The sequence below is a fragment of the Streptomyces endocoffeicus genome (assembly GCF_016741935.1).
Lineage (GTDB): Bacteria > Actinomycetota > Actinomycetes > Streptomycetales > Streptomycetaceae > Streptomyces > Streptomyces endocoffeicus.
In genome coordinates this window covers 61,434-73,369 of sequence record NZ_JAERRG010000005.1, presented here as the reverse complement: position 1 = coordinate 73,369, position 11,936 = coordinate 61,434, and the positions used below count along the sequence as shown (strand labels likewise).

The 11,936-nt window shown below is 72.9% G+C and carries 9 protein-coding genes and 1 pseudogene; 8 read left to right on the top strand and 2 right to left on the bottom strand.

What is annotated here, in order from left to right; all coding sequences use genetic code 11:
- Positions 1-344: 344 nt before the first annotated feature.
- Together JK364_RS15135 and JK364_RS15130 are read right to left on the bottom strand one after the other, a co-directional pair.
- Positions 345-1,311 (bottom strand): annotated as a pseudogene (locus JK364_RS15135) (FAD-dependent oxidoreductase); the annotation flags it as partial.
- A 13-nt stretch (positions 1,312-1,324) separates the two neighbouring features.
- A complete protein-coding gene (locus JK364_RS15130; protein ID WP_307841292.1) occupies positions 1,325-2,563 on the bottom strand; it encodes a carboxylate--amine ligase in 1,239 nt (412 codons plus the stop codon).
- Positions 2,564-2,783: 220 nt separating this feature from the next.
- On the opposite strand from JK364_RS15130, the gene fahA reads away from it, so the two are divergent.
- The 8 genes from fahA (at position 2,784) to JK364_RS15090 (ending at position 11,927) form a co-directional block, all read left to right on the top strand.
- Positions 2,784-4,034, top strand: coding sequence for a fumarylacetoacetase (gene fahA, locus JK364_RS15125; protein ID WP_201851582.1), 1,251 nt, complete (start codon positions 2,784-2,786; stop codon positions 4,032-4,034).
- A 60-nt stretch (positions 4,035-4,094) separates the two neighbouring features.
- Positions 4,095-4,604 carry a hypothetical protein gene (locus JK364_RS15120; protein WP_201851580.1) on the top strand — a complete coding sequence of 170 codons (510 nt, stop codon included), beginning with the start codon at positions 4,095-4,097 and terminating at the stop codon, positions 4,602-4,604.
- A gap of 226 nt (positions 4,605-4,830) precedes the next feature.
- Positions 4,831-5,601, top strand: a complete 771-nt coding sequence (locus JK364_RS15115; RefSeq protein ID WP_201851579.1) for a GntR family transcriptional regulator — start codon at positions 4,831-4,833, stop codon at positions 5,599-5,601.
- A gap of 54 nt (positions 5,602-5,655) precedes the next feature.
- Positions 5,656-5,883: a 4Fe-4S dicluster domain-containing protein gene (locus JK364_RS15110; protein ID WP_014054080.1), complete on the top strand. Its 228-nt coding sequence runs from the start codon at positions 5,656-5,658 to the stop codon at positions 5,881-5,883.
- A gap of 11 nt (positions 5,884-5,894) precedes the next feature.
- Positions 5,895-7,253, top strand: coding sequence for an ABC transporter substrate-binding protein (locus JK364_RS15105; RefSeq protein ID WP_201851577.1), 1,359 nt, complete (start codon positions 5,895-5,897; stop codon positions 7,251-7,253).
- Entirely contained in the window at positions 7,250-8,176 is a 927-nt protein-coding gene (locus JK364_RS15100; protein ID WP_230991985.1) for an ABC transporter permease, read from the top strand. The genes JK364_RS15105 and JK364_RS15100 overlap by 4 nt, the downstream gene beginning before the upstream one ends.
- Before the next feature lie 77 nt (positions 8,177-8,253).
- Positions 8,254-8,982 (top strand): ABC transporter ATP-binding protein, encoded by a 729-nt coding sequence (locus JK364_RS15095; RefSeq protein ID WP_201851887.1) that lies wholly within the window; start codon positions 8,254-8,256, stop codon positions 8,980-8,982.
- 104 nt (positions 8,983-9,086) lie between these two features.
- Positions 9,087-11,927, top strand: a complete 2,841-nt coding sequence (locus JK364_RS15090; RefSeq protein WP_201851885.1) for a fumarate reductase/succinate dehydrogenase flavoprotein subunit — start codon at positions 9,087-9,089, stop codon at positions 11,925-11,927.
- Positions 11,928-11,936: the final 9 nt, after the last annotated feature.

Below are 11,936 nucleotides of genomic sequence, written 5' to 3'. Positions count from 1 at the left end.
AATGACGCGAATGTCGATGTGTCGCTGCCTCCACCAACAGGCAGCGTATCCGGTCGGGTATCGATCACTGTTGGCGCCTTCCCGCCTTGTGCGCCTCTCACCGTTCTCTCCCGAACCGACCGCTTCACATCGAAGTACCGCGATCGCAGCAGATCATTCATGCCCCGGACCCCACCCGGCCGCCCGGCCGGATCCCACCCGGCCGCCCGGCCGATCCCACCCGGCGGCCCGGCCGGACCGCCGGACGGTCCGCCGAACCGGCCGCCGAACCGGCCGTCGAGCGGGGCCGGTCACCGGCCGGTGCGGGCCGACGCCCGCGGGCGGGGCCCGCGGGTGGAGCCCGCTCATCCGTGCATGGCGGCCACCGCCTTCGCCAGCCGCGGCGACGCGTACTCCGTACCGCGGACGAACCGCATCACCGGGCCGAAACTCGCCGCCGCGGGCAGCCCGGTGAAGTACAGCCCCGGGACCGAGGAGCCGTAACCGGCATCGGAGCCAGGGGCCCCCGGCTCCGATGACCAACTCGGAGCAGAGCCCGGGCCCGAGGAAGTCCAGCGCCGCGACGCTCATCCGGTAACCGGTCGCGGCCATCACATGGTCGGCGGCCGGCTCACCGACCCGGCCGCCCCCGCGCGGGGTGAGCACCGGCCGGCCGTCGGCCCCCACCGTGACCCGGCTGATCCGCCGCCCCTGGGTGACCCGCACCCGCCCGGCGAACCGGTCCCTCAGCCACCAGGCGCCCTTGGGCCCCAGCACCCTGCGGACCAGATACTCCCGGGCCGGTGCGGGCAGCCGCCGAAAGCCCACGGCGTGGTGCGACAGCGCGTACAGCGACCAGGCGCGGCCGAACGGCGACTCGGGCCGCAGCCTGGACTGGCGGTCCGGCGGGGTGCCGAAGGCGACCGCGCGCGGCCCGCAGGCCACCACCCGCACCGCGGCCGCACCGGCCTCGGCCAGCAGCACCGCACTCTCCAGCGCCGACTGCCCGGCCCCGACGACCACCACCTCACACCCCCGGAGGCGGCCAAGGTCGCGATGGTGCGAACTATGGGAGACGGGGCCGCCCGGAGCGGGTCCGTCCGGTACGCCGGCGGCCGGCTCCCGGGCGAGGTGGGCGAGCCCGCTGAGCCCACTGGCGACGACGACGGCGCGCGCGGTGAACTGCTCCCTCGAGTCCAGCTTCAGCTCGAACCGGCCGCCCCGCCGGTCCACCGCCACCACCCGCACCCGCTCCAGCTCCAGCCCCGGCACCAGCCGCTCCTGGAACCACGGGCCATAGGCCGAGAAGGTCTCCACGGGGATGAGGTCCCCCAAGGTGTCGCGTTCACTTGGCGCGCCACAGCCGGTACAGCTGTGCCGCGCCGGGCCGCAGTGAGCGGGCCAGCATGGTGAGGAACGGCCTCATGTCGTCCCGCGCCGCCCAGGCGAGCTCGGTCCCGCTCGCCCGCGCCGGGGCGTGCGGAGTGGTGTAACCACTGCGGCGGTAGGCGAACAGCGCGGGCAGGTCGATGTTCTCGACCAGGAACCGCCGGGCCGGCCGCTGCCGGGCCCCGGGGACCGCGCGTCCGGTCAGATCGAGATGCTGGGCCCGTACGACATCGATCCGCGCCGCGTTCTCGAAGAGCCGGAACTGGGCGCCCATCCGCGGATTGAAGTCCAGCAGCTTGTACCGTCCGTCACGCCGGTCGAAGCGCCAGTCCAGATCGACGATGCCGCTGAAGCCGATCCGCTGGACGAACCGGGCCGTCATCCGCGCCAGTTCCTCGTTCTCCACCACATAGGCGCACGCCGTCATGCCCGCGTGCGGCGGCCAGGACCGCACCTTGACCCCGGTGAACATCGCCAGCGGTGTGCTCCGGGCGTCGAAGTACGCGTGCACGATCCAGTCCTCGGCCTCCTCTCTCGGCAGATACTCCTGCAGCACCACCCCCGGCCGCGGCCCCCACCGCCGCGCCAGCTCCATCAGCTCCCGCGGGCCCTCGATCCGGGTGGTGCCGCACACCGCGGGCTTCTTCCGCCGCTCGAACGCCTCCCGGTTCTTGGCGACCACCGGAAACCGGGCACTGGCCGCGAACGCCTTGACATCGGCATAGGTGTACGGGAAGACACCCTCGGGCGTGGGCACCCCGTGCTTGGCACACAGCTCGTGCAGCCCCTGCTTGTTCGCCAGCCGTCTGGGCAACTCGGGCTCGGTGCGCGGGAAGAGAAAGCGGCCCTCCCCGGCGAGCCGATCCGCGTGCTCGGCGATCAGCACCGCCGCCTCCTCGTCGGTGGGCAGCAGCACCGTCGGCCGGCCGATCGCCCGCCCCATCCGCAGCAGCCCCTCCACCAGCCGCTCCGGCCGCTCCTCGCCGGTGGTCGGCCAGACGAAGGCCTTCCTCAGATGGCGCGAGAGCGCCGCCGGGGTCCAACGGTCCTCGGTGACCGCGTACATGGGGACACCGAGACGCCCCAGAGACCGGATGGCGCCGACGCCGCCGTGATGCAGCGGATAGTGGCCGATCTTCACGATGAGAGCGGGCACGGAACGGTCCACCGCGAACGGCACGGCACTGCTCGCCACGAGTCCCCCTTGGTCACCGCAGCGCAGTGGCCCCCCCACTGTGCGTGACCCCAATGAAGGACGCTACTTCGGAATCTCCACCTCCAGCAAGGATTTTCCGGACATTGCCATATCTTTAGGGAGTAGCCGACACAACGCCATCTTCCTTTCTTCCCTTCTCTCTCCGCGCCTTAGGGTGTGCTGCGTCCCACAGTGACGAGGAGAAGGCGAGGCAGCCCCGATGCCGCAGCGATCCCCGCTGGACCTGCCCGAAGGCGACCCCTTCGGCCCGCACAACCTCCCCTATGGCGTCTTCACCGCGCCGCACGCTCCTCATCTGCGGAAAATCGGGGTGCGCTACGGAAACCATGTGCTCGACGTGGGCGCCGCCGCGGCCGCCACCGCCTCCCCGCACGCCGAGCCGCTGGGCGCCGGCACCCTCAACCCGCTGATGGCCACGGGCCGCCCGGTCTGGCAGGCCGTCCGCGCCGAGGTGCTCGACTGGCTGACCGACCCGGCGCACCGCTCGACCATCGAGCCCCTGATGCACCCCCTCCCCACGGTGGCGCTCCACCTCCCCTTCGAGGTGGCCGACTACGCCGACTTCTATGCGAGCGAGCACCACGCCACCAATACGGGCAGGATCTTCCGCCCCGACGGCGAGGCGCTCACCCCCAACTGGAAGCACATGCCGATCGGCTACCACGGCCGGGCCGGCACCATCCTCGTCTCGGGCACACCCATCGTCCGCCCGCAGGGCCAGCATCTGCCCCCGGCCGATACCTCCGCACCACACGCTTCCTCCCCCACTCCGGTCTTCGGCCCCTCCCTGCGCCTCGACTTCGAAGCGGAGGTGGCCTTCGTCGTCGGCGCCCCTTCCACTGTTAATACACCGGTGCCGCTCTCCGGGTTCCACGACCACGTCTTCGGCGTCTGTCTGCTCAACGACTGGTCCGCGCGCGACATCCAGGCGTGGGAGTACCGCCCGCTCGGCCCCTTCCTCGGCAAGTCCTTCGCCACCTCGCTCGCCGCCTGGGTCACCCCGCTGGACGCCCTCGCCGCCGCCCGTACCAGCCCTCCCGCCCGCGACGTCCCGCCCCTTCCCTACCTGGACGACAGCGCCGCCGAGCCCGGCGGGCTCGATCTGCGCCTGGAGGTCGCGCTCAACGGCCACACGATCTCCCGCCCGCCCTTCTCCGCCATGTACTGGACCGCCGCCCAGCAACTCGCCCATCTGACGGTGAACGGCGCCTCGCTGCGCACCGGCGACCTCTTCGCCTCCGGAACGGTCAGCGGTCCGCGCCCGGACGAACTCGGCTGTCTCCTCGAACTCACCTGGGGCGGCCGCGAATCCCTGCGGCTCCCCGACGGCACCCGGACCTTCCTGGAGGACGGCGACGAGGTGACCGTCACGGCCTGGGCCCCGGGCCCGCAGGGGACCCGTATCGGCCTGGGCGAGGTGACCGGCCAGGTGGTCCCGGCCACGCCCTGACGCGGCTGCTAATTTGTCGTGCTCCTGCCCTGACGATCCCGGACGACCGAGGAGAAGCACGTGAAGAAGGCAGTGAGCATCGCCGGCACGGCGGTGGCGGCCGCCCTGTTGCTGACCGCATGCGGCAGTGACGGTGGCGACGACAAGAAGGACACTTCCAAGGACCCCTCCTCCGAGTCGAGCGCCCCGGCGGAGGGGGGCGCGGACACGAAGGTCTCCGGCACCTATGTGGCGAAGGCCGGTGAGGGGGCCGTCATCCTGTCCATCAGCGGCAAGAAGGCCGTCCTGATGGCCGACAAGCACATCTGCAACGGCGAGTACGCCGACATGGGCGGGAAGATGCTCATGCTCAAGTGCGCCGACGGCAACACCGACCGCAGCGCGGGCAAGGTCACCGCCGGCGCGGACGGCAAGACCCTCACGGTCGACTGGGACGCGCTCGCCAAGAACGACACGTTCATCAAGACGACCTCGCCCAGCGACCTCCCCTCGGGCCTTCCGACGTCGCTGCCCTCCGGCCTCCCGACCGATATCCCGACCGATCTGGCGACCGGCCTCCCGACCGGCTGAACCACGGCGCCGGACCCCACCGGCGTCCCGGGCCCCTGGCGCGCCCGCGCGCCGGGGGCCCGCCGCGCACAGTGGCAGATCTTGCCGCCGCGGACACGAAACCGCAGGCAGAAGCGGTAGGGAAGCCGCCGTCAGGTGGCGCAATACTTCGGCAACACCATCGGCCCGGCCCCGTCGGTATGGTCCCGATACGACCCCCCGACCAGCACACCCCCGGAGCCGGCCGATGCCAGCCGAACGCCCCCGCGAGCACGCCCCGCCGGTCGCCGCCGCGCGCCGCCGCCGGCTCCGTGCCGACCGGGCACGGCAACTCGCCGATCTGCTCCGCCACCAGGTCCTCACCGGCGGCTTCCCCGGGGGCGTGCTCCCCCTGGAGGACGCGCTCGGCCAGGACTACGGCGCCTCCCGCAACACCGTGCGCCAGGCGCTCGACCTGCTGCGCTCCGAACGCCTGGTGGAGCGGCAGCCGGGAGTGGGCACGGTCGTGGTCGCGGAGAAGTACCCGCACGGCCTGGACCGGCTGATGGGCCTGGCCGAGACCCTCCACGAGCACGGCCGGGTCAGCAATGAGGTGCGCACCGTCGGCCCCGTCCCCGCGCCCGCCTGTGTGGCGGACCGGCTGGGCGTCCCCGCCCGTTCCGACGTCCTCTACGTCGAGCGGCTGCGCCGACTCGGCGGACTCCCGCTCTCCCTCGACCTCACCTACCTCCCGATGGACATCGGCGCCGACCTCATCGGCGCCGACCTGGAGAACACCGATGTCTTCCGGCTGATCGAGAAGATCACCGGACAGCCCCTGGGCACCGCCGAGATCACCCTCGAGGCCGTCAACGCCGACGCCCACTCGGCCGCCGTTCTGCAGGCCCCGCGCGGTGCGGCGGTCCTGATGCTGGAGCGGCTCACCCATCTGTGCGATGGACGCCCGGTGGACCTGGAGTTCATCCGGTTCCGCGGCGACCGGATCACCATGAGCGGCCAGTTGCGCCGCACCGCCTGAGACCCACCCACCACAACACCCTCTGCCCCTTCACGCCCTTCCCTGGAGACAGCCATGCCTCTGGCGCCCCAGCGTGCCGATGTGCCGGTGACGATCGACGAGTCCAAGTGCATCGACGGCTGCACCCTGTGCGTGGACATGTGCCCCCTCGACTCCCTCGCGATCCACCCCGACAGCGGTAAGGCGTACATGCACGTCGACGAGTGCTGGTACTGCGGCCCGTGCGCCGCCCGCTGTCCCACCGGCGCGGTCACGGTCAACATGCCCTATCTCCTGAGGTGAAAGGCCCCTCGATGCAGCGCACGACCCTCCCCGCGGCCCTCGCCGCCGGCGCCCTGCTGCTGTCCCTCACCGGCTGCGGCGGCGACGCGGACGCGGACGGCAAGACCGTGACCGTCACCGTCGGCTACCAGTCCAAGACCATCAACACCGTGACCGCGGGCACCCTGCTGCGCTCGCTCGGCGCCTTCGAACGCGAGCTGCGCGCCCTGGGCCGCCGCGACGGCCATACGTACAAGGTGAAGTGGGAGGACTACGCCACCGGAGCGCCCATCACCGCGCAGATGGTCGCCGGTAAGGTCGACATCGGATCGATGGGCGACTTCCCGCTCCTGATCAACTCCGGTCGCGGCACCCAGCTGAACGCGCCGACCCGCCTCGTCTCCGTCACCGGCTACAACCTGCGCGGTGGCCTCAATACGGTCCTCACCGCGCCCGGTTCCACCCTGCGCGCCCTGTCCGGGCTGCGCGGCAAGAACGTCTCCACCAGCGTCGGCTCCGCCGCGGACGGCACGCTCGTACGCGCCCTGCAGCAGGCGGGCATCGACCCCGAGGGCGGCATCCACAAGCTCAACCAGCAGCCCGCCGTGGGCGCCTCGGCCCTCGAGGCGGGCAGCGCGGACGCCCTCTCGCAGTTCGTGGCCTGGCCGGGGCTGCTCGCCTTCCAGGGCAAGGCCAAGGCGCTGTACGACGGCGCCCGGCTGAACCTCCCCACCTTCCACGGGGTCACCACGCGCAAGGCGTTCGCCGACGAGCACCCGGCCGTCGTCCAGGCGTTCCTCGCCGCCCAGATCGACGCCACCCGCTATCTGCGCGCCCATCCGCTCGACGCCGCCCGTAAGGTCGCCACCGCGACCGGGCTGCCGCCCGAAGTGGTCTACCTCTACAACGGCACCGGGGGCATCGCGACCTTCGACCCGACCCTCAAGCCGCGGCTGACCGCCGCGCTCAAGAAGGACGTCCCGGTGCTGCGTGACGCCAAACTGGTCGGCCCGGTCGACGTGTCGTCCTTTGTCGACGACCGCTATCTCAAACGGGCGTACGGAAGCGCGGACGCCTACGCCAAGGCGCTGCGCGCCACCCCGCCCGCCTCCCCGAACCAGCTCTGGCTCAAGGGCGAGGACCGGCTCCGCACCTTCGCCACCCCCACCGAGCTGCTGCGCTTCGCCGGAAGCCACCGCGACCGCGTCCGGGCCGGCTACGTACCCGACGCGGCCACCGGCACCCGGTGGTTCGCGAACCGGGCGATCTGGGTCCGCGACGGCCGCGATCTGCGCGCCTTCGTCACCCCGGACAACGCCCGCGGCTGGATCGCGGGTCACCCCGGCGCCCGCACCGTCGGCTACCCGGCGGCCCTGGCGGCGGCCCGATGAGCGCGCCCACCGGCCCGATGAGCGCGCCCACCTCGTCCGTACGGTCCCGCCCGGCTCCGGATGCCTCCGGAGCCGGAGCCCGCGCCGCCGCGCCCCGGCCGCTTCGGCGCCGCCCCTGGGTCCGCCACACCCTGCGGGCCGGTTCGCTGCTGGCCGCGCTCGGCCTGTGGCAGCTGCTCACCGCCCTCGACGTCAACCTGTGGCTGCGTTTCGCTCAGTTCCCGTCCGCCACCGATGTGGTCCGGGAGTTCGCCGACCGCCTCGGCACCGGCGCCTACTGGCAGGATCTGACCGATTCCCTCAGCCGCATCCTCACCGGGTTCGTGCTCGCCGCCGTCCTGGGCATGGCGGTCGGCACCGCCATCGCCCGCTCCCCGCTCGTATCCGATCTGCTCGGCCCCGTCCTCGAGGTGTGCCGACCGATCCCGGCCATCGCGCTGGTGCCGGTGGCGATCCTGATGTTCCCCAGCAATGAGCAGGGGATCGTCTTCATCACCTTCACCGCCGCCTTCTTCCCGGTCATGGTGAGCACCCGGCACGCGGTCCGCGCGCTGGCGCCCGTCTGGGAGGAGGCGGTGCTGACCATGGGCGGCGGGCGCGGACGCGTCCTGGTGTCCGTCGTCCTGCCCGGGGCGCTGCCGGGAATCCTCGGCGGGCTCTCCGTCGGCATCGGCGTCTCCTGGATCTGTGTGATCTCCGCCGAAATGATCTCCGGGGCCTACGGCGTCGGCTACCGCACCTGGCAGGACTACACGATCGTCGACTACCCGGGCGTCTTCGTCGGCATGACCACGATCGGCGTGCTCGGCTGGCTCACCTCCACGGCGGTCGAGCTGGCCGGACGGCGACTGACCCGGTGGCTGCCCCGTACGGAGACCACGGGCCGGCCGGCGCCCACGCGCAAGGAGGCGGCCACCCCGTGAGCACATCCGACGTCACCACCACCTCGGCCACCTCGGCCACCCCGGCCACTCCGGCCACCGAAGCCGCCCCGCCGGGCGTGCGGCTGCGCCTGGAGGACGCCGCCCTCGGCCGCCCCGGCGCACCCGTCCTCCACGGCCTCGACCTGGAGGTCCCGCCCGGTGACATCCTTACGGTCGTCGGCCCGTCCGGATGCGGCAAATCCACCCTGCTGCGCACGCTCGCCGGGCTGCTGCCGGCCCTCGGCGGGCGGGTCACCCAGGACGGCACCGCGATCACCCGGCCGCACGCCGACCGGGCGCTGATCTTCCAGGAGGACGCGCTGCTGCCCTGGCGCACCCTGCGCGCCAACGTCGAACTCCCGCTCGCCATACGGGGCGTACCGCGCGCCGAGCGCCGCGGCCGGGCCGAGGCGTGGCTGGAGCGCGTCGGGCTCGCCGAGCACAGCGGGCGGCTGCCGCACCTGGTCTCGGGCGGCCAGCGGCAGCGGGCCCAGCTCGCCCGGGCGCTCGTCGGCGAGCCGCGCGCCGTCCTGATGGACGAGCCGTTCGGCGCGCTCGACGCACAGACCCGCGCCGGGATGCAGCGGCTGCTGGTCCAGGTGCTCCAGGGCACCCGCGCCACCGTCGTCTTCGTCACCCACGACGTGGACGAGGCGCTGTTCCTCGGCGACCGGGTGGCGCTGCTGGGCGGTGCGGAGGGCGGCGGCCGGGTGCTGGACATCCCGCATCCGCGCGAGCGCGCCGCCCATGACGCCGCGGCGACCGTCGCGCTGCGGCGTCAGGTCCTCGAATCCCTCGGCATGTGAAAGGCCCAACTGGCGTGAACAACAGGGAGCGCAGCGAGCACAGGGAGCACCCGGAGAGCGGGGAGCACGTGGAGAAGGGGGAACACGTGGCGGACGGGGAACACATGGCGGACGCCGCGACCGCGGAGATCCCCGCCCTCGCCGCGGCCGAGGAGCTGACCTGCGACGTCCTCGTCATCGGCGGCGGCACGGCCGGCACCATGGCGGCGCTCACCGCCGCCGAGCACGGCTCCTCCGTCCTCCTCCTCGAAAAGGCACACGTCCGCCACTCGGGCGCGCTCGCCATGGGCATGGACGGCGTCAACAACGCCGTCATCCCCGGCCGGGCCGAACCCGATGACTACGTGGCCGAGATCACCCGCGCCAACGACGGCATCGTCGACCAGTCCACCGTGCGGCAGACCGCCACCCGCGGCTTCTCCATGGTCCAGCGGCTGGAGCGGTACGGGGTGAAGTTCGAGAAGGACGAGCACGGCCAGTACGCGGTCCGCCGGGTGCACCGCTCCGGCTCGTACGTACTGCCGATGCCCGAAGGCAAGGACGTCAAGAAGGTCCTCTACCGGCAGTTGCGGCGGCGCGAGATGCGCGAACGGATCCGCATCGAGAACCGGGTGATGCCGGTCCGGGTGCTCACCGCGGGCGGCCGGGCCGTCGGCGCCGCCGGATTCCACACCCGCACCGGCCGGTTCGTCACCGTGCGCGCCGGGGCGGTGATCCTGGCCACCGGCGCCTGCGGGCGGCTCGGACTGCCCGCGAGCGGCTATCTCTACGGGACGTACGAGAACCCCACCAACGCGGGCGACGGCTACGCCATGGCGTATCACGCGGGCGCCGAACTGACCGGGATCGAATGCTTCCAGATCAACCCGCTGATCAAGGACTACAACGGCCCGGCCTGCGCCTATGTCGCCAATCCCTTCGGCGGCTACCAGGTCAACCGGCACGGTGAGCGGTTCGTCGACTCCGACTACTGGTCGGGGCAGATGATGTCGGAGTTCGCGGCGGAGGTGGCGAGCGAGCGCGGCCCGGTCTACCTCAAGCTCAGCCATCTGCCCGAGGAGTCGGTGGCCGCGCTGGAGTCCATCCTGCACTCCACCGAACGCCCCACCCGTGCCACCTTCCACGCCGGGCGCGGCCATGACTACCGCACCCACGACGTGGAGATGCACATCTCCGAGATCGGGCTGTGCGGCGGCCACTCGGCCTCGGGGGTGCGGGTCGACGCCCACGCCCGGACCACGGTCCCCGGGCTGTACGCGGCCGGTGACCTGGCCTGCGTACCGCACAACTACATGATCGGGGCCTTTGTCTTCGGCGACCTGGCGGGCGAGGACGCCTCCCGCCAGTCGGCGTACCAGGGCGAACTGCCCCCGGAGCAGCTCGCCGAGGCGCATGAGCTGATCTACGCCCCGCTGCGGAACCCCGGAGGGCCGCCGCAGCCGCAGGTCGAGTACAAGCTCCGGCGCCTGGTCAACGACTATGTGGCCCCGCCCAAGAGCGGCGCCCGGCTCTCACTTGCCATCGAGGCGTTCGAGCGGATGCGCGGGGACATCGCCGAGATGGGCGCCCACACGCCCCACGAGCTGATGCGCTGCGCCGAGGTGAGCTTCATCCGCGACTGCGCGGAGATGGCCGCGCGCTCCTCGCTGGCCAGGACGGAGAGCCGGTGGGGGCTTTACCACGAGCGCACCGACCATCCGCTGCGCGACGACGAGGGCTGGCTGCACCATCTGGATCTGCGCAAGTCGGCGTCGGGGGCGATGGAGTTCACCGTGCGTCCCGTCGCCCCGTATCTCGTCCCGGTGGCGGAGTACGCACCCGCGGGCGGGCCATCTCGCCCGCTCGGCGAGGTGCGGCCGGAGCAGGTGGCCACGGCGGGGCCGCGTGAGAGTGCGCCGCGGGCGGGGGCGGGGACGAGGGCGGGACGGGCGGATGAGGACCGTAAGGAGGGGACGGGCGTCCCGTCCGCCGGCACGGGCGTCTCTGCCGCCTCTGGCGTCTCTGGTGTCTCTGCCGCCTCTGGCATCTCTGCCGTCTCTCCTGTCTCTGCCGCCTCTCCTCGCATCCTCGAACTGCTCGCCGTCGCCGAGGAGCAGCCCGAACTCGCCGCGCTCCGGCCCTATCTGGCCGACCCCGACCCCGCGGTGCGCCGTGCCGCCGTCGCCGCGCTGACCGAGACCGCGCCACCGGGCACCGGCCCGGCCCTCGCGGCGGCCCTGGCCGACACAGACGCCGACGTACGCGCCGATGCCGCGGCCTCGCTGCGCGAACTGGTCGAGGTGCTGCCCCCGGAGCCCGCTCTGCGCGAACCCCTGGTCGGCGGGTTGGACGTGGCCGATCCGGTGGTGCGGGCGGCGGCGCTGGACGTCCTGCGCGCGCTGGGCCTCGGCGACGCGGAACTGTTCGCGCGGGCGCTGGCGGACGCGGCGATCGCGGTCCGTATCCAGGCCGTACGGGGGCTGGTGTCGGTGGACGCCCTCACCGCGCTGGAGCCGGGTGTCGCGGACGCGTCGCGTGAGGTGAGGGTGGCGACGGCGGGGGCGCTGGGGACCCTGGCGCCCGGTGGCCGGGCGGCGGACGCCCGCCGGCTGCTCGCCCCGCTGCTGCGGGACCCGGACGTCCTTGTCCGGGCCGCCGCCCTGGAGGCCCTGGCCTCGGCCGGATGCCCGGCGCCACTGGACGCCGAGGCGGTGGCGGCGCTGGGCGATGCCGCCTGGCAGGTGCGCAAGGGGGCGGCGACGGCGCTGTCCGCCGCGGCGCCGGGGCTCGGCGTCCCGGCGTTGGCCGGTGCCCTGGGTGACCCGCACGCTGACGTCCGTAAGGCGGCGGTGCTGGCGCTGCTGCCGCTGGCGGAGCGGGAGCCGGGTGCGCGGGAGGCTCTGTCCTCGGTCCGGTCCGACCCGGACGCGGATGTCCGCGCGTACGCGGCCAAGGCGACGGCCTAGCGTCGCGCC

Bases quoted from the DNA above. Each gene is read 5' to 3' on its own strand.
- fahA (WP_201851582.1), top strand. From the start codon at position 2,784: ATGCCGCAGCGATCCCCGCTGGACCTGCCCGAAGGCGACCCCTTCGGC.
- JK364_RS15110 (WP_014054080.1), top strand. From the start codon at position 5,656: ATGCCTCTGGCGCCCCAGCGTGCCGATGTGCCGGTGACGATCGACGAG.
- JK364_RS15100 (WP_230991985.1), top strand. From the start codon at position 7,250: ATGAGCGCGCCCACCGGCCCGATGAGCGCGCCCACCTCGTCCGTACGG.
- JK364_RS15105 (WP_201851577.1), top strand. From the start codon at position 5,895: ATGCAGCGCACGACCCTCCCCGCGGCCCTCGCCGCCGGCGCCCTGCTG.
- JK364_RS15115 (WP_201851579.1), top strand. From the start codon at position 4,831: ATGCCAGCCGAACGCCCCCGCGAGCACGCCCCGCCGGTCGCCGCCGCG.
- JK364_RS15090 (WP_201851885.1), top strand. From the start codon at position 9,087: ATGGCGGACGCCGCGACCGCGGAGATCCCCGCCCTCGCCGCGGCCGAG.